Source organism: Streptomyces sp. NPDC030820, from assembly GCF_055572075.1.
This window is the reverse complement of record NZ_JBVIEB010000001.1, coordinates 562,153-578,215: the sequence shown is the minus strand read 5'-3', so window position 1 is coordinate 578,215 and position 16,063 is coordinate 562,153. Positions and strand designations below refer to the sequence as shown.

Here is a 16,063-nt window from a genome sequence, read left to right as displayed (position 1 = left end):
CCTTGGCGACCTTGACGTGCAGGTCGAGGCTGTATCGATATGCGGCTACCGCCGCGCGGCCGGCATGCCCAGCAGTGCCTCGATGTGCTCGCGGGACTAGATGCCGACCTCCTTCAGGCACCCGCCGGAGCGCCCAACCACCCCCACATCCCCGCCCACCCAGACACAAGCCCTCGCAGCCCCGGAACGCAAGGCTCAGAACCCCAGCCTGCGCAGCTGCTTCGGGTCCCGCTGCCAGTCCTTGGCAACCTTGACGTGCAGGTCGAGGAAGACCGGCGTCCCGAGGAGTGCCTCGATGTGCTTGCGGGACTTGATGCCGACCTCCTTCAGGCGCTTGCCCTTGGGGCCGATGATGATGCCCTTCTGGCTGGGGCGCTCGATGTAGACGTTGGCGTGGATGTCCAGCAGGGGACGGTCCGCGGGGCGGTCCTCGCGGGGGAGCATCTCCTCCACGACCACGGCGATGGAGTGGGGAAGCTCGTCGCGGACGCCCTCCAGGGCCGCCTCGCGAATGAGTTCCGCGATCATGACCTGCTCCGGCTCGTCCGTCAGATCACCCTCGGGATAGAGCGCGGGGCCCTCCGGCAACAGCGGGATCAGCAGATCCGCCAGCAGATCCACCTGCTTGGCGCCGACCGCCGACACCGGCACGATCTCCGCCCACTCGATGCCCAGGTCCTTGCCGAGCTGGTCGATCGCGATCAGCTGCTCGGCCAGGGTCTTGGAGTCGACCAGGTCGGTCTTGGTGACGATGGCGACCTTCGGGGTCTTGCGGATCCCAGCCAGTTCCTTGGCGATGAAGCGGTCGCCGGGGCCGATCTTCTCGTTCGCCGGCAGGCAGAAGCCGATCACGTCGACCTCGGCCCACGTCGTCCGTACGACGTCGTTGAGCCGCTCGCCGAGCAGCGTGCGCGGCTTGTGCAGTCCCGGCGTGTCCACCAGGATCAGCTGGGCGTCCGGCCGGTGCACGATCCCGCGCACCGTGTGCCGCGTCGTCTGCGGCTGGTTGGCGGTGATCGCCACCTTCTGCCCGACCAGAGCGTTCGTGAGGGTGGACTTGCCCGCGTTGGGACGGCCCACGAAGCAGGCGAAGCCGGCACGGTGGACGGCCTCGGCCGACTGCTCGGATGACTGGGTACGAACACTCATGCCGTTCATTGTCCCTGATCCACGAGCCCCGCCGTACCGTGAGATTTCGGTAACCCCAGCGCAACGAAACATCACGGAAACACATCTGTACGCGACCGGAAACGCTCACCGGTGACCCTCTGACGAGCCCGCACACCGTTGGAGACGCCCGTGACCCTCGCCGCCGCGCACGTCAACACCGGCGACACCGCCTGGCTGCTCGCCGCGACCGCCCTGGTCCTGCTGATGACCCCGGGCCTGGCCCTGTTCTACGGCGGCATGGTCCGCACGAAGAGCGTCCTCAACATGCTGATGATGAGCTTCGTGTCGATCGCCCTGGTCACGGTGGTCTGGCTGGCGGCCGGCTACTCCCTCGCCTTCGGGGACGACCTCGGCGGCGGGCTGATCGGCGGCCTCGACCACGCCGGGATGGCGCACCTCGGCCCCGGCAGCGTGCACGGCACCGTCCCCACCCTCCTCTTCGCCACCTTCCAACTCACCTTCGCGATCATCACCGCGGCCCTGATCAGCGGCGCGGTCGCCGACCGCACGAAGTTCTCGGCGTGGCTGGTCTTCGTCCCGGTCTGGACCCTGCTCGTATACGTTCCGATCACCCACTGGGTGTGGGGTCCGGGCGGCTGGATCGCCGGCAGGCTCGGCGCGCTCGACTTCGCGGGCGGTCTGCCCGTCGAGATCACCTCCGGCGCCTCCGGTCTCGCCCTGTGCCTGGTCCTCGGCCCGCGCCTGGGCTTCAAGAAGGACGCCATGCGGCCGCACAACCTGCCCATGGTGATCCTCGGCGCCGGCCTGCTCTGGTTCGGCTGGTTCGGCTTCAACGCGGGCAGCGCGCTCGGCGCGAACGGCCTCGCCGCGGCCGCGTTCCTGAACACCCTGGCCGCCGGCTGCACCGGCCTGCTCGGCTGGCTCTTCGTCGAGCAGAAGCGCGACGGCCACCCCACCACCCTGGGCGCCGCCTCCGGCGCGGTGGCCGGTCTCGTCGCCATCACGCCCTCCTGCGGCACGGTCTCCCTGCTCGGCGCGCTGGTCGTCGGCCTCGCCGCCGGTGTCGTCTGCTCCTACGCGGTCAGCTGGAAGTTCAGGCTGAACTACGACGACTCCCTGGACGTCGTCGGCGTCCACCTGGTCGGCGGCGTCATCGGCACCCTGCTGATCGGCCTGTTCGCCGAGAAGGCGATGACCGGCGGCACGGAGGGCCTCTTCTACGGCGGCGGACTCGCCCCGCTCGGCAAGCAGGCGCTGGCCGTGGTGGTCGTGGCGGCGTACGCCTTCGCGGTGACGTACGGCCTGGGCAAGCTGCTCGACAAGGCGATGGGCCTGCGCGCGAGCGAGGAGCAGGAGCAGACCGGCCTGGACCTTACGGTGCACGCCGAGACGGCTTACGATCACGGGGTCCTGGGCCACGGCGCCCCGGTCTCCCACTCCGTCCTCACCGGCATCAGCACGCAGAAGGTCGACACCCAGGCATGAAGCTCATCACCGCGATCGTCAAGCCGTACCGTCTGGACGAGGTCAAGACCGCCCTGCAGGAACTGGGTGTGCACGGTCTGACCGTGACCGAGGCTAGCGGCTACGGCCGGCAGCGTGGCCACACCGAGGTGTACCGCGGCGCCGAGTACCGGGTCGACCTGGTGCCGAAGGTGCGCATCGAGGTCGTCGTGGAGGACGCCGACGCGGACGCGGTGATCGACGCGGTCGTCAGGGCCGCGCAGACGGGGAAGATCGGGGACGGGAAGGTGTGGGCCGTGCCCGTGGAGACGGTCGTTCGCGTACGGACCGGCGAACGCGGCCCCGACGCGCTCTGACCAGCAGCATCCCGACCACCACGCCGGCGACGAAGACCAGCGCCACGACCAGCCACGGCAGCGCGAGGAAGGAGGCGCTCGCCGACTGCCGGGTGCCCGGCGCGCTCGCGGTCAGTGTCACGTCCGCCCGGTCGAGCTGGGGCGCCCCGGACCAGGTCTCGGTGAGCCGGACCCGCTGTCCCGGCAGCAGCTCGGACGGCACCCGGGTCAGCTCCCGGTCGAGCAGCGTACGGCCGAACAGCCCGCGTGCCTTCAGCTCCACCTTGGGGTCGAGGGTGACGTTCCCGGTGTTGCGCAGGGTGTAGGAGACGGTGGCCGTGCCGGTGCCGATGCCCGGGATCAGGGGCTGGTGGTGGCTGATGTGCAGCTGCCCGACGGAGAGCGCGGGCAGTGTGGGCCCGCTGACCCGGAGGTAGACCCGGGCGCCGACGGCCCGCTGTACGCCGAGAGCCAGTGATCCGCTGCCGGGGTCCACACGCTCGTCCAGGGCGACGACGGCACCGGGATGGTCGCCGGGTTCGGCACCCTGCGGGACGCGGAGGGTGAAGGGCACGGTGACGGTGCGGTGTCCGGGTACGGTGACCCGGTCCTTCGCGGGCTTCGCCCACGCGCCCACTCCGCTCATCCGCTCCTTCGGCGTGCGTACGGCGAAACCGCCGTCCCGGGCGGTGTTGTAGGCGTCGGCCGCGTACAGGCGGAAGGTGAGCGGGCCGCCGGTCCTGTTCTGGACGGCGACCTTGTCGGTGAGGGTCTGGCCGGGGTCGGCGGAGAGATAGAAGTAGGGCCGGGCGGCGATCTTCGAGGCGACCGGGTAGACGGACCAGCTGCCGTTGTCGGCGGCGCGGGCGGGCGTGGCCTGCCATGCCAGCATCAGGCCCAGGAGGAGGACGTACGGCTTGCGCATGGGTGCGGACCCCCACGGACGGGAGACAGGGCGGAAGACAGGGGAACGGGCGGGTGCGGACGCCCGCACGCTCAGGTGAGCGTCAGCGTGAGCACGCCGGAGTACGCGCCCGGAGGCGTGAACGCCGGTACGTCCAGGGAGAGTCCGGCGTCGACGGTGAACTCACCGCCGGTGAGCGTGCCGTCGGAGGCCTGTGCCAGGGTCGCTCCCGAGGAGCCCACGGTGCCCGCCGAGCCGGCCTTGCAGGTGCTGGGGCTGCCTGGTTTGGTCGCGCAGGCCGGGTTCCAGCTCAGCCTGCCCGCGTCGATCTTGCCGCCGGGACCGGTGAAGTCGGTGACCTTGCCGGTCAGGGACCAGCCCGCGGGCCCGCCGCGGAAGTCCTGGACGGTCACCGTCTGGAGCTTGCCGGTCGAGGCCCCACCCTTGCCGAAGGCGACCGCCGACAGCGCGACGGAGTCCCCGGCCTGGGACATGGACAGCGTGCCCGCCTTGACGGTCGTGGTCAGCTTCTGGCTGCCGGGCGGGACGGGGGTGTTGTCGTTGACGACGTAGGCCGCGGGTCCGGCGCCCTTGTCCGCGCTCCAGGAGCCGCCCTCGTAGGCCACGATCCCGGTCGTCGTCTTGTCCTTGACGACCAGCGAACCGCTGAAGGACCCCTGGGCGTTCGCAGTCACGGTGGCCGTGTCCGCGGTCTGGGCGCCCCCGGACCGCCCGGCCAGGGTGACGGTGGCACCCGGCGTGAAGTTCGTCCCGTTGACCGTGACACTGGCGCCGGGGTCACCGGAGGCCGAACTCAGCGAGATGGCCCGGGTGTTGGCCGGGGTGCCGTCGGTCGCCGTGACGGTCCCCGACACGGGGGCGGGCGGATTGGTGACCGTGCACGGGGTGTCCAGCTCCAGGATGTAGCTGGTGTGGATGTTGTAGTCGCCGGGCGAGAGGGTGATCTGCCCGGCCTTGGTGACGGTGAACGTGCCGGTCATGGAGAAGGACGGGAAGGCGGCCTTCCCCGGCACCGGCGGGTTCTTCTTCGGCCCGGCGACGGTCACGTCCCCCGTCTGGGCGCCACCGAGGGTCACCTTCCCGGTCGGGGTCATGATGTCGGCGGGCAGGGCCAGGTCGGTGGGGTTGCTGGCGGCGGCGGTGACCACGGTGTAGGTCACGGTGACGGTGTCGCCGACCTTCGGGTTGGTGTTGTCCACCGACACGTTGGCGGTCGTGGTGCCGTCGATCGGCGGGATGCCCGCGACGGCGGGCGGGATGCAGTGCGTGGCGAAGTCCACGTTCGTGCCGGCGGCACCGGCCGGACAGGCCAGCGCACCGCCCGCGGTGACCGCGAGCGCGGTCGCCCCGAACAGCGACGCCCAGCGCCACCGTCGGGATCGTCGTGGTCTTGGGGGTGTCGAACCCATGGGGCCCCCTCCTGAGGGTTGCGGGCGCAGCGGCTCATCTGCGCCGACAGGGGGCATTGATGTGGAGCAGGGGTGAGAAGTCAATGGAGATGCCGCAGAAATCTGACGGATCATCAGTTTCTGCGGCATCCGGAACAGATCGCTCAGTTCAGTCAGTCGAAGACGAACGGGCCGGGCGACTGCGGCCCGCTCGCCGTACACGTCACGGTGACCCCGAAGATCACCATCTTCAGCGAGCCGCCGTAGGCGTCGAGGCTGTCACCGGAGGCGACGGTGCCGGGGAGCGGGCCGACGCTGACGGCGTCGCCGGTGTTCATCGCGGGGTTCTTGGTCCCGCTGAACACCACGGAGCCGCCGCCGGCCTTGGCCATGGTGAGGGTGGAGGAGATGGAGTCCTGCGCGACCGCGACCGGCGCGGTGATCGCGGAGGAGGTGAGGGTGATGGTGGCCGAGGTGCCGCTCTGGGTGGCGGTGAGCGTGGCCGTGCCGCCGCCGAAGATGCCGCAGCTCGCGGTGATGGTCGCCGACTGTGGGGTGACGGCGGCCGCGGAGGGTGCGAAGGCCGGCCCGGTGACCGCGAGGGCCCCGGCGGCCAGTGCCGCACCCGTTGCCGTGCGCTTGCCTCTCATGGGGATCCGCTTCCCTTCCCTGGGGGGAGTGTGGGGGGACACCGACGGGCGGGCAGGCCTGGGCAGGCGGTACGGCACACTGCGTCGGCGGTGCGGATCTGACGGCCCGTCGGAAAGGTACGGGTCCATTGATGCGCGAGTGGAAGGCGGCGACAAGGTTGAATTCCGGCCGACCTGCCGTTCGGCCGGTTCCGGGCGAGTTCTCAGCCTGCGGAAACGGTCACCCGCACAGCACCGTCAACCCCGGCCAGCAACACCGGTGTCCCCGCACCCCCGAGATCGGCGACCGCGGCCAAGTCCTCCGCCGGCACCGACTCCGCGTCACTCACCACCGCCGCCGCCTCCAGCGACGCAGCCCCCGATGCCACCGCCATGGCAACGGCGGTACGGAGCGCGCTCAGCTGCAGCGAGGGCAGCGAGACCGACCCGGCGACATAGGTCCGCCCGGTGTCGTCCCGTACGGCCGCCCCTTCCGGCACACCGTTGCGGACCCGCGCGGAACGGGCCAGGGTCACGATCTTGCGGTCCTCGGGATCAAGCGCGTTGCTCTCGGTCATGCCCAGAGCATACGAAGCCACAGCCCGCCCACCCCGCCACGGGGTACCGCGTCACCCGGCCACGTCCAGGGTCTGAACGATCTCGCTCCGCGCGGCCGTGTGCACCACACGGCCGCGCGCGCCGTTGACCAGCGGCAGGAAGGGCGCGACATGCCCGCACTCGACGTCGGCGACGATCGGTACCCCGAGCGGGCCGAGTGCGTCGAGCACGGCCTCGTACTGGGTGAGGGTGGGGCTGTCGGGGGCGTGGGTGCGGCCCACGAGGACGGCGGCGGCGCGGTCGAAGAAGCCGGCGAGACGCATGCCGTGCAGGTGGCGGCAGATGGTGAACGCGTTGTCCTCGCACGCCTCGACGTAGACGAGCAGCGGCTCGTCCCCGGCGAACCGCGCGAGGTCCAGATACGGGGTGCCGGCGAGGGGAGCGACGGTCTCGATGCAGCCGCCGATCAGCCGGCCCTCGACGTCCACGTCTGCGTCGCCGTCGAGCCGGGTCCAGGTGCCCTCGGCGTCCAGGGTGAAGTCGCGGATCTCAGGGTGCCCGACCCAGTCGTCCCAGCGGGCGGACCGGTACCGGCCGGGCGGCGTCTGCGCGATCGGCTCCCCCTGCGGTGCCGCCACGATGTCCAGCCACGACCTGAGACCCTCGGGCGTCCGGTAGGGGGTGTCCATGAGGTTGTTGCCGTGCACGGTCGCGACCCCGGTGAGCAGGGTCAGTGGGGTGATGACGGTCGACATGTCCGAGTACCCGACGACCCAGGTCGGCTCGGCCCGCCGGATCGCCTCGAAGTCGAGCAGCGGCAGCAGGTCGATCGCCGTCTCCCCGCCCCACGGGGGCACGACAGCCCGGATCGTCGGGTCGGTCAGCATCCGGGTCAGCTCGGCCGCGCGCTCGGCGGCCGGGGCGCTGAGGTGCGTCGAGCCGTCCATGCACCGGCCGACGACCACCTCGTACCCGCGCTCCTCGAGGTCCCGTACCGCGAGGTCGAGGCGCGCGCGCATCTTCTCGGCCACCCCGCTGGACGGGGAGGTCACACCTATACGGTCACCGGGGCGCAGCGGGCGCGGACATCTGATCGTCATACGGGAATCCGACCCCGCACCCGACGCCCCGGGCAACCGGATTTACGGCCGGTCCAGCCGCAGCCGCTCCGCCCGCGGCAGCCCGGCGACGACGAGGTCGTACGAGTCCTCGATCAGCTCTTTCACCAGCCGCGCGGGCAGCCCGCCGTCGACCGCCACGGTGTTCCAGTGGCGCTTGTTCATGTGGTAGCCGGGGACGATCAGCCCCTCGTGCTCGGTGCGCAGCCGGACCGCGTCCTCCGGATCGCACTTGAGGTTGACCGTCAGGGGCCGCGCGTCCAGCTGCGTCAGGGCGAACAGCTTGCCCTGGACCTTGAAGACGGACGTCTCCGGATTGAACGGGAAGTCCTCCACCGCCGCGTTGAAGGACAGGCAGAAGGCGCGCAGCTCTTGCGGGGTCACTCGGGCTTCTCCTCCTCCGCGGGGGGTGCGGGCACGGGCTCCACCAGGACCGTCACGATCTTGTTCCGGCGGCCGGCCGCCGCCTCCGCCGTCAGCCGCAGGATGCGCGCGTCCGGCAGTTCGACCTCGGCGGACGCGCCCGCGATGGGCACCCGGCCGAGCGCCTTGGCGAGCAGTCCGCCGACGGTCTCCACGTCCTCGTCGTCGTACTCCTCCAGGCCGTACAGCTCGCCGAGGTCGGTGATGTCCAGGCGGGCGGTGACCCGGAAGCGGTCGTCGCCGAGGTCCTCGACCGGCGGGAGTTCCCGGTCGTACTCGTCGGTGATCTCGCCGACGATCTCCTCCAGGATGTCCTCGATGGTGACGATGCCGGCGGTACCGCCGTACTCGTCGATGACGACGGCGACGTGGTTGCGTTCCTTCTGCATCTCGCGCAGCAGGTCACCGGCGTTCTTGGTGTCCGGCACGAAGGCGGCGGGCCGCATGGCGGTGGAGACCAGGTCGCCCTCCGCCTCCCGGTTGATGTGGGTCTTGCGGACCAGGTCCTTCAGATACACGATCCCGACGATGTCGTCCTCGCTCTCGCCGGTGACCGGGATCCGGGAGAACCCGGAGCGCAGGGCCAGGGTGAGGGCCTGCCGGATGGTCTTGAAGCGCTCGATGGTGACCAGGTCGGTGCGCGGCACCATGACCTCGCGCACCAGCGTGTCGCCGAGCTCGAAGACCGAGTGCACCATGCGGCGCTCCTCGTCCTCGATCAGCGACTCCTTCTCGGCGAGGTCGACCAGCGCCCGCAGCTCGGCCTCGGAGGCGAACGGTCCGCGCCTGAAGCCCTTGCCCGGGGTGAGGGCGTTACCGATGAGGATGAGCAGCGACGGGATCGGCCCCATGATCCGGGCCAGCGGCAGCAGCACGTACGACGCCGCCGTCGCGGTGTTGAGGGGGTGCTGGCGGCCGATGGTGCGCGGCGACACCCCCACGGCGACGTACGACACCAGGACCATGACCCCGATGGCGACCAGCAGGGCCTGCCAGGTGGCGCTGAAGGCCGCCAGGCAGGCGTAGGTGACCAGGGCCGCGGCCGCCATCTCGCAGGCGACGCGGACCAGCAGGGCCACGTTCAGATAGCGGGTGGGGTCGGCGGCGACCTGGGCGAGTTTGGCGCTGCCGCGGCGGCCGGACTTGACGGCCTCCTCGGCGCGGAAGCTGGAGATCCGGGCGAGGCCCGCCTCCGCGCAGGCAGCTAGCCAGGCGACGACGACCAGCGCGATGGCGCCGATCACGATCTGCGGACTCATGGATGTGCTTATGAGACGGTCGGCGCCGGGGACGGCCCGGTCAGCCCGCGCTCGGCGCGCCATCCGTCCACGATGGCGGCCTGGAGCCCGAACATCTCGGCCTTCTCGTCCGGCTCCTCGTGGTCGTACCCGAGCAGATGCAGCACGCCGTGGACGGTGAGCAGCTGGAGCTCCTCGTCCATGGAGTGCTGCGTCTCGGCTTCCGCCCCCTGCTTGGCGGCGACCTCCGGGCACAGCACGATGTCGCCGAGCAGCCCCTGCGGCGGCTCTTCGTCGTCCTTGGACGGCGGCCGCAGCTCGTCCATCGGGAACGACATGACATCGGTGGGGCCCGGCAGGTCCATCCACTGGATGTGCAGCTGCTCCATGGCGTCGGCGTCCACGACGATCACCGAGAGCTCGGAGAGCGGGTGGATGCGCATCCGCGCGAGCGCGTAGCGTGCGATGTCGAGGATCGCCTGCTCGTCGACCTCGGTGCCGGACTCGTTGTTGACGTCGATCGACATGGTCGTGCTGGTCTACTTCCCCTTGGTGCCCTTGACGCCGGACTTGCCACGGCCGCCCTTGTGGGTGCCGTTCTCGGTGCCGTACTTGCTGTCGTATTGCTCGTACGCGTCGACGATACGGCCCACCAGCTTGTGCCGTACGACATCGTGGGAGGACAGCCGGGAGAAGTGGACGTCCTCGACGCCCTCCAGGATCTCCTGCACCTGCCGCAGACCGCTCTTGGTGCCGTTCGGCAGGTCGACCTGGGTCACGTCACCCGTGATCACGATCTTCGAGTCGAAGCCGAGGCGGGTGAGGAACATCTTCATCTGCTCGGGGCTCGTGTTCTGGGCCTCGTCCAGGATGATGAAGGCGTCGTTGAGGGTCCGGCCGCGCATGTACGCGAGCGGCGCGACCTCGATCGTCCCCGCTGCCATCAGCCGCGGGATGGAGTCCGGGTCGAGCATGTCGTGCAGCGCGTCGTACAGCGGGCGCAGGTAGGGGTCGATCTTCTCGTAGAGCGTGCCCGGCAGGAACCCGAGCCGCTCTCCCGCCTCCACCGCCGGCCGGGTGAGGATGATCCGGTTGACCTGCTTGGACTGCAGGGCCTGCACGGCCTTGGCCATGGCGAGGTAGGTCTTGCCGGTACCGGCGGGTCCGATGCCGAAGACGATCGTGTGCTTGTCGATCGCGTCGACGTACCGCTTCTGGTTGAGGGTCTTCGGGCGGATGGTCCGGCCCCGCGAGGACAGGATGTTCTGCGTCAGCACCTGAGCCGGGGTCTCGGGGCCGTCGCTCGTCCCGTTCTCGCTCGCCTTGAGCATGGCGATCGAGCGTTCCACTGCGTCCTCCGTCATCGGCTGCCCGGTGCGGAGCACCAGCATCATCTCGTCGAACACGCGTGAGATCAGAGCGACGTCGGCCGGGTCGCCGACCGCGCTGATCTCATTGCCCCGGACGTGTATGTCGGCCCCCGGGAAGGCCTTCTCGATCACACGCAGGAGGGAGTCGCCGGAACCCAGCACGGTCACCATGGGGTGCTGGGCGGGGACGGTGAACTGTGCTCTCGCCTGCTCCTGCGCGGGGGTGGTGTGAGCTGTGGGTGTCTGTGTCATGGGCCGGCGCTGAAGGCCTGCGCTTCCTCCTCGTCACGGCCGCGTAGCTGAGGGCGGCCTCGCGATTCCAGGGTACGACGGTGCACAGACAAGCCCGTAGGGCTTTTACCCGGCCCACCCCCCACGTCCCGACCGGCGAGCCGGAACCGCCCGAGGGCCACTCCTCGGCCGACGGTTTCGGGTGGGCGGGTGCGGGGGTTCAGGGGGCGGAGCCCCCTGGGGGCTCAGCTGGACCGGCGGAAGCCGATGGTCGGGACGGCGCGGCGCAACGGCCACGGCCGGTCCAGTTCCTCCGGGACGAGCGCGTCCAGGAAGCCGTACCTGTGCAGCGCCGCGGGGTCCTGCCCCGGCACCGACTGGACCCGCCGCCACCACGCCCCGATCTCCGACCACCCTGGCGCGGACAGGGACCCCCCGAACTCCTGCACCGACAAGGCCGCCGTGAGCCCGGCGAAGGCCAGCCGGTCCGCCAGCGGCCACCCCGCGAGCGACCCCGTCACGAACCCGGCGACGAAGACGTCCCCCGCCCCCGTCGGATCCAGCGCCTCCACGGCGATCGCCGGCACCTCCGCCGCCTCCCCCGTCCGCCGGTCCACGGCGTACGCCCCCTCCGACCCCAGCGTCACCACGGCCACCGGCACGTACTCGGTCAGGGCGTGCGCGGCGAGCCGCGGACAGTCGGCCCCGGTGTACCGCTTCGCCTCCTCCGCGTTCGGCAGAAACGCCTCGCAGTGCTCCAGATCGGCGAGCCCGCCGAGATCCCACGCCCCCGTCTCGTCCCAGCCGACGTCGGCGAAGATCCGGGTCCCCTCCCGCGCGGCCTCGGCGATCCACGGCGCGCGTGTGCCGGGCGTCAGTGAGGCCACGGCGGCACGCGCGCGGGGCGGGCAGTCCGCAGCCCCCTCCTGGATGAGCGCGGCCTCCGGCGGCGGCTCGTGCCCGTGGGACACCATCGTCCGCTCGCCCTCGTACGCCATGGACACCGTCACCGGCGAGTGCCAGCCGGGCACGGTCCGTGACGCCGACAGATCGATGCCCTCACCCTGTGCGAGCGCGTCCCAGCAGTACTCGCCGTAGTGGTCGTCCCCGAAGGCCGCCGCCAGGGAGGTCTTCAGACCGAGCCGGGCCAGGGCGGTGGCCATGTTGGCGACCCCGCCGGGGCTGGAGCCCATGCCCCGGGCCCAGGACTCGGTGCCGCGCACGGGCGCCGAGTCCAGGCCGGTGAAGATGATGTCGAGGAAGACCGTGCCCGTCAGATAGACGTCCCAGGGCGGATCGCCGGGCCGGCGCAGCGCGGCGAGCGGGTCGACCTGGGCCTGACGGCGCGCGGCCGGGGTGAGGTGTTCCGGTTCCTCTCCGGTGATCGTGTGCGACGGGGTCACGGTGCGCTCCCTGGCATGGTGCGGATCTGGCCAGTGTGCACCAATCGGCCCGTCGCACAGGGCGTTACCAGCGGGGCATCACCGGTTGCCGCCAACCCGGTTCGGCCACCCGCATCGCGGCCGCGTCGTCGCGGTCGCGCAGCGAGCCGTCGTCCTCGGCCCACCGCCGGTGCAGCCGGGCCAGTTCGTCCCGGTCGAGTTCGATCCCGAGGCCGGGGGCGTCGAAGACCTCGGCCTTCCCGCCCCGAAACCGGAGCCGCTCGGTGAGGACGTCCTCGGACTGCCAGGGATAGTGGGAGTCGCACGCGTGGTGGAGCCCGGGGACCGTGGCCGCGACCTGGGTCATCGCGGCAAGGCTGATGCCGAGATGGGTGTTGGAGTGCATCGACACCCCGACCCCGAAGGCGGCGCAGATCGCGGCGAGCCGCTGGGTGTTGCGCAGCCCGCCCCAGTAGTGGTGGTCGGAGAGCACGACCTGCACGGCATCGCGGGTGAAGGCCTCCTTGATCTCCCCGAAGGTGGTCACGCACATGTTGGTGGCCAGCGGCACGTCGGTCCCGGCCGACACCTCGGCCATGGCCGCCGTGCCCAGCGTCGGGTCCTCCAGGTACTCCAGGACGTCCCCGAGTTCCTTCGCCACCTTCAGCGAGGTCTCCACCGACCAGGCGCCGTTGGGGTCGAGGCGCAGCGGATGGCCGGGGAAGGCCTCGGCGAGGGCCCGTACGGCCGCGATCTCCTCGTCGGGCGGGAAGACACCGCCCTTGAGCTTGAACGACGTGAAGCCGTGCCGCTCCTTGAACAGCCGCGCCTGTGCCACGACTCCGGCCGGGTCGAGCGCGGCCCCCCAGTCGTCCTGCTCGCCGGCCACGCCCGCCGGATGGCCGGCCCACTTGTAGAACAGGTAGGCGCTGTACTCGACGGCGTCCCGCACCTTGCCGCCGAGCAGTGCGTGCACGGGCAGCCCGAGTGCCTTGCCCTGGGCGTCCAGGCAGGCGACCTCGAAGGCGGACAGCACCGACAGCCGGAGCTTGTCGGCGCTCTGCACCCCGCGCAGCCCGCCGGCGTCGACCTGTCCCTCGACCCTGGACTCGTCCACGCCGAGGTCGATCGTGAACAACCCGTTCACATCCATGACCGAGCGCCCGGTGAGCCGTTCGGCCAGCGGGCGGGCCAGTTCCAGGTACTTGGTGTCGCCGTAGGTCTCGCCGAGCCCGGTGACCCCGTCGGCGGTGACGATCTCCACGACCAGCCGCGGGGTGTACGGCTGGTGCACGCCCTGGGTGTTGAGCAGCGGCGGGTCGGCGACCAGGATCGGCGTCAGTCGTACCTCGGCGATGGTCAGGTCACGGGTCACAGGGAGGCTCCTACGAGGTCGAGTCGGCGGGGAGCAGGGCCTTGAGGTCTATCTCATCATGAACGACGTCTATATATGCGAACGCAACTTAGCGCTTTCTACCCAGACCCCCACCGCGCAAACCGAAAAGTGATGCAGATCGCACCCTCCCACCTTCTTCCGGAAACCGGGTGCTTGGTACAACTTGCTTGCGGGTTCCTGTCCTTCGACAGTCGTCGCCCCTCCCCCTTCCTTGAGCCCTCCTCTCGCCTGCCCTGGAAACGCCCGTGCCCGCCCGCCGCCCCCTGCCCTGGCCCCTCGTCGCCCTTTTCACGGCCGGTTATCTCGCGCCCTATCTGCTGCCGACCACCGTCGGCCGGCTGGATTCCGCGCTTCCGCTCAACCCCACGCAGGCCGGGGCGATCGGCAGTGCGCTGCTGCTGAGTTCGGCGACGGCGGGCTTCCTGCTGGCCTCCCGGGTCGACCGGATCGGCCCCCGCACGCTCGCCCGGCTCGGCCTCGCGCTCGCCGTCCTCGGCTACGGCGGTGCCGCCCTCACCGCCTTCGTACCGGCCGTCGTCGCGGGCGCGGTCGTCGGCGGATTCGGCTCCGGCACGGTCACGGCGGTCGCCGCGAGCGGCATCGCCGCGATGGGGGTCCCCCCGCGCGAGGATGTTCGAGCGTGGGGGAACGATCCGCACCGGGTCACCACGCTCGGCCTGCTCGGAGTCTCCGCGCTCGCCGGCGCCCTGTATCTGACGATCCCCCACCTCGGCCCAGGGCACGGCCTACCGCTCGCGGCCATCGCGCTCACCGCACTCGCCGTTCTCCCGCTCACCGGCCGCCTGTCCGGTCGTACCGCACCGGCCCGTACGACCGCCGCGTACGGCCGGCTCCCCCGCCCCCGCGCCGGGCTGCTGCTGGCCGCCGCCATGCCCTGCTGGTCCCTCGCCCAGAACTCCCTCTGGGGCGTCAGCGGCCGGATCGGACTCGACCAGGCCCACCTCAGCGAGGTCACCGTCGGCGCGGTGTTCGCGGTCGCGCTCGGCGCCGGACTCCTCGGGGTCCTCGGCGCGGGCGCGCTCGGCCCCCGGCTGGGCCAGGCGGTACCCATCGGCGCCGGTACGGCACTGATCGCGGGCTGCATCGCGCTCAGCGCGTCCGCGACCGACCTGCCGGCCTTCGCGGCGGGCGAGATCTCCTGGAATCTGCTCTACCCCGTCGTCCTGTCGTACGTCATCGGCCTCGCCGCCTCCCTCGACCCGCGCGGCCGCTGGGCGGTCCTGGTCGGTTCTGCGGCGTCACTGGGGACGGCGGCGGGACCGCTGGCGGGGAGCATGCTGGCGGCGGGCGCGGGCTTCCCGGTGATGGGGCGGCTGCTCGGCGCCGGGCTGCTGCTGATCGCCGTGCCCATGACGGCGGTGGCGCTGCGGGCGGGCAGGCGGCCCCTGCCGGTCGTGGAAGTCCCGGTGGAGTCGCCCGCCGTGCCCGCCCGGAGCGCCTACGACACGGCGTCGCCGAACTCGTACGCGTCGACATCGGCGATGTAGCGGGCCCGCCGTTCCTCGTCGTCCTCCAGGAAGGAGGCGAGGAAGGAGTTGCGGGCCAGCTCGCGCAGCCGGTCCTCGGTCAGGCCCAGGGTCTGGTGCACGGCCGCGAAGTTGTCGCCGGCGTATCCCCCGAAGTACGCCGGGTCGTCGGAGTTGACCGTGCACAGCAGGCCGGCGTCGAGCATGGCCGGCAGCGGGTGGTCGGCCAGCGTGTCGACCGTGCGCAGCCGGACGTTGGACAGCGGGCACAGGGTGAGCGGGATCCGCTCCCGCACCAGCCGCTCGACCAGCGCCGGGTCCTCCATGCAGCGCAGCCCGTGGTCGACGCGTTCGACGCCGAGCACGTCCAGGGCCTCGGTGATGTACTCCGGCGGCCCCTCCTCACCGGCGTGCGCGACCCGGCGCAGCCCCAGCGCGGCGGCGGCCTCGTACACCTCCCGGAACTTCACCGGAGGATGCCCGACCTCGGCGGAGTCCAGGCCGACGCCGGTGATCCGGTCGAGGTGCGGCGCGGCCATCTCCAGGGTCAGCAGGGCCGACTCGGCGGACAGGTCGCGCAGGAAGCACATGATGAGCCTGGTGGAGACGCCGTGGTTCTCCTCGGAGCGGCCCAGCGCCCGCCACAGCCCCTCCACGACCGTGCCCATGGGTACGCCCCGCGCGAGGTGGGCCTGCGGGTCGAAGAAGATCTCCGCGTGCCGCACGCCCTGCGCGGCGGCACGGGTGAGATAGGCGTCGGCCAGGTCGGCGAAGTCCTGCTCGGTGCGAAGGACGGTCATCAGCTCGTAGTACAGGTTCAGGAAGGACTGGAGGTCCTCGAACTGGTAGGCCTTGCGAAGCTCGTCCGTGTCGGCGTACGGCAGGGTCACGCCGTTGCGGGCGGCCAGCTCGAAGGCCAGCTCCGGCTCCAGGGTGCCTTCGATGTGGAGGTGCAGTTCTGCTTTCGGGAGGGGCATCAAAGCATGGT

At 71.2% G+C, this 16,063-nt stretch carries 16 protein-coding genes; 3 read left to right on the top strand and 13 right to left on the bottom strand.

Going from position 1 to position 16,063, the window contains the following annotated elements; all coding sequences use genetic code 11:
* Positions 1 to 195 precede the first annotated feature (195 nt).
* Complete coding sequence (gene era / locus ACZ418_RS02615; protein WP_450668251.1) at positions 196 to 1,149, bottom strand: GTPase Era; 954 nt, start codon at positions 1,147 to 1,149, stop codon at positions 196 to 198.
* 150 nt (positions 1,150 to 1,299) lie between these two features.
* Between era and ACZ418_RS02610 the strand changes: the two genes are divergently transcribed.
* Together ACZ418_RS02610 and ACZ418_RS02605 are read left to right on the top strand one after the other, a co-directional pair.
* Positions 1,300 to 2,616: an ammonium transporter gene (locus ACZ418_RS02610; RefSeq protein ID WP_468355755.1), complete on the top strand. Its 1,317-nt coding sequence runs from the start codon at positions 1,300 to 1,302 to the stop codon at positions 2,614 to 2,616.
* Positions 2,613 to 2,951: a P-II family nitrogen regulator gene (locus ACZ418_RS02605; protein WP_468355752.1), complete on the top strand. Its 339-nt coding sequence runs from the start codon at positions 2,613 to 2,615 to the stop codon at positions 2,949 to 2,951. The genes ACZ418_RS02610 and ACZ418_RS02605 overlap by 4 nt, the downstream gene beginning before the upstream one ends.
* Here the strand turns inward: ACZ418_RS02605 and ACZ418_RS02600 are convergent.
* The 11 genes from ACZ418_RS02600 to ACZ418_RS02550 form a co-directional block, all read right to left on the bottom strand.
* Positions 2,845 to 3,855 carry a DUF916 domain-containing protein gene (locus ACZ418_RS02600; RefSeq protein WP_468355748.1) on the bottom strand — a complete coding sequence of 337 codons (1,011 nt, stop codon included), beginning with the start codon at positions 3,853 to 3,855 and terminating at the stop codon, positions 2,845 to 2,847. The genes ACZ418_RS02605 and ACZ418_RS02600 overlap by 107 nt on opposite strands.
* Positions 3,856 to 3,926: 71 nt before the next feature.
* Complete coding sequence (locus tag ACZ418_RS02595) at positions 3,927 to 5,264, bottom strand: WxL domain-containing protein (protein ID WP_468355745.1); 1,338 nt, start codon at positions 5,262 to 5,264, stop codon at positions 3,927 to 3,929.
* Positions 5,265 to 5,416: 152 nt separating this feature from the next.
* Positions 5,417 to 5,893: a hypothetical protein gene (locus ACZ418_RS02590; protein WP_468355742.1), complete on the bottom strand. Its 477-nt coding sequence runs from the start codon at positions 5,891 to 5,893 to the stop codon at positions 5,417 to 5,419.
* A 203-nt stretch (positions 5,894 to 6,096) separates the two neighbouring features.
* Complete coding sequence (locus tag ACZ418_RS02585) at positions 6,097 to 6,450, bottom strand: cytidine deaminase (RefSeq protein ID WP_468355739.1); 354 nt, start codon at positions 6,448 to 6,450, stop codon at positions 6,097 to 6,099.
* Positions 6,451 to 6,501: 51 nt separating this feature from the next.
* Positions 6,502 to 7,530 (bottom strand): S66 family peptidase, encoded by a 1,029-nt coding sequence (locus ACZ418_RS02580; RefSeq protein WP_468355736.1) that lies wholly within the window; start codon positions 7,528 to 7,530, stop codon positions 6,502 to 6,504.
* Between the two features lie 42 nt (positions 7,531 to 7,572).
* Positions 7,573 to 7,932: an MmcQ/YjbR family DNA-binding protein gene (locus tag ACZ418_RS02575; RefSeq protein WP_468355733.1), complete on the bottom strand. Its 360-nt coding sequence runs from the start codon at positions 7,930 to 7,932 to the stop codon at positions 7,573 to 7,575.
* The gene (locus ACZ418_RS02570) at positions 7,929 to 9,230 is read right to left on the bottom strand and encodes a hemolysin family protein (protein ID WP_468355730.1); all 1,302 of its coding nucleotides are present in this window, start codon (positions 9,228 to 9,230) and stop codon (positions 7,929 to 7,931) included. Before ACZ418_RS02570 ends, ACZ418_RS02575 begins: the two co-directional genes overlap by 4 nt.
* Before the next feature lie 8 nt (positions 9,231 to 9,238).
* On the bottom strand, positions 9,239 to 9,736 hold the full coding sequence (gene ybeY, locus ACZ418_RS02565; protein ID WP_468355727.1) for an rRNA maturation RNase YbeY: 498 nt from the start codon (positions 9,734 to 9,736) through the stop codon (positions 9,239 to 9,241).
* A gap of 12 nt (positions 9,737 to 9,748) precedes the next feature.
* Complete coding sequence (locus tag ACZ418_RS02560; RefSeq protein ID WP_468355724.1) at positions 9,749 to 10,831, bottom strand: PhoH family protein; 1,083 nt, start codon at positions 10,829 to 10,831, stop codon at positions 9,749 to 9,751.
* Between the two features lie 224 nt (positions 10,832 to 11,055).
* On the bottom strand, positions 11,056 to 12,213 hold the full coding sequence (locus ACZ418_RS02555) for a carbohydrate kinase family protein (protein ID WP_468355721.1): 1,158 nt from the start codon (positions 12,211 to 12,213) through the stop codon (positions 11,056 to 11,058).
* Positions 12,214 to 12,277: 64 nt separating this feature from the next.
* The gene (locus ACZ418_RS02550) at positions 12,278 to 13,567 is read right to left on the bottom strand and encodes a glucarate dehydratase family protein (RefSeq protein WP_468355718.1); all 1,290 of its coding nucleotides are present in this window, start codon (positions 13,565 to 13,567) and stop codon (positions 12,278 to 12,280) included.
* A 266-nt stretch (positions 13,568 to 13,833) separates the two neighbouring features.
* Here ACZ418_RS02550 and ACZ418_RS02545 point away from each other — a divergent pair, with 266 nt between their 5' ends.
* Positions 13,834 to 15,096: an MFS transporter gene (locus ACZ418_RS02545; RefSeq protein ID WP_468355716.1), complete on the top strand. Its 1,263-nt coding sequence runs from the start codon at positions 13,834 to 13,836 to the stop codon at positions 15,094 to 15,096.
* Here the strand turns inward: ACZ418_RS02545 and ACZ418_RS02540 are convergent.
* A complete protein-coding gene (locus ACZ418_RS02540) occupies positions 15,048 to 16,052 on the bottom strand; it encodes an adenosine deaminase (RefSeq protein ID WP_468355713.1) in 1,005 nt (334 codons plus the stop codon). The genes ACZ418_RS02545 and ACZ418_RS02540 overlap by 49 nt on opposite strands.
* Between the last annotated feature and the right edge of the window lie 11 nt (positions 16,053 to 16,063).

Bases quoted from the DNA above. Each gene is read 5' to 3' on its own strand.
- era (WP_450668251.1), bottom strand. From the start codon at position 1,149: ATGAGTGTTCGTACCCAGTCATCCGAGCAGTCGGCCGAGGCCGTCCAC.
- ACZ418_RS02605 (WP_468355752.1), top strand. From the start codon at position 2,613: ATGAAGCTCATCACCGCGATCGTCAAGCCGTACCGTCTGGACGAGGTC.
- ACZ418_RS02600 (WP_468355748.1), bottom strand. From the start codon at position 3,855: ATGCGCAAGCCGTACGTCCTCCTCCTGGGCCTGATGCTGGCATGGCAG.
- ACZ418_RS02595 (WP_468355745.1), bottom strand. From the start codon at position 5,264: ATGGGTTCGACACCCCCAAGACCACGACGATCCCGACGGTGGCGCTGG.
- ACZ418_RS02590 (WP_468355742.1), bottom strand. From the start codon at position 5,893: ATGAGAGGCAAGCGCACGGCAACGGGTGCGGCACTGGCCGCCGGGGCC.
- ACZ418_RS02585 (WP_468355739.1), bottom strand. From the start codon at position 6,450: ATGACCGAGAGCAACGCGCTTGATCCCGAGGACCGCAAGATCGTGACC.
- ACZ418_RS02580 (WP_468355736.1), bottom strand. From the start codon at position 7,530: ATGACGATCAGATGTCCGCGCCCGCTGCGCCCCGGTGACCGTATAGGT.
- ACZ418_RS02570 (WP_468355730.1), bottom strand. From the start codon at position 9,230: ATGAGTCCGCAGATCGTGATCGGCGCCATCGCGCTGGTCGTCGTCGCC.
- ybeY (WP_468355727.1), bottom strand. From the start codon at position 9,736: ATGTCGATCGACGTCAACAACGAGTCCGGCACCGAGGTCGACGAGCAG.
- ACZ418_RS02560 (WP_468355724.1), bottom strand. From the start codon at position 10,831: ATGACACAGACACCCACAGCTCACACCACCCCCGCGCAGGAGCAGGCG.
- ACZ418_RS02540 (WP_468355713.1), bottom strand. From the start codon at position 16,052: ATGCCCCTCCCGAAAGCAGAACTGCACCTCCACATCGAAGGCACCCTG.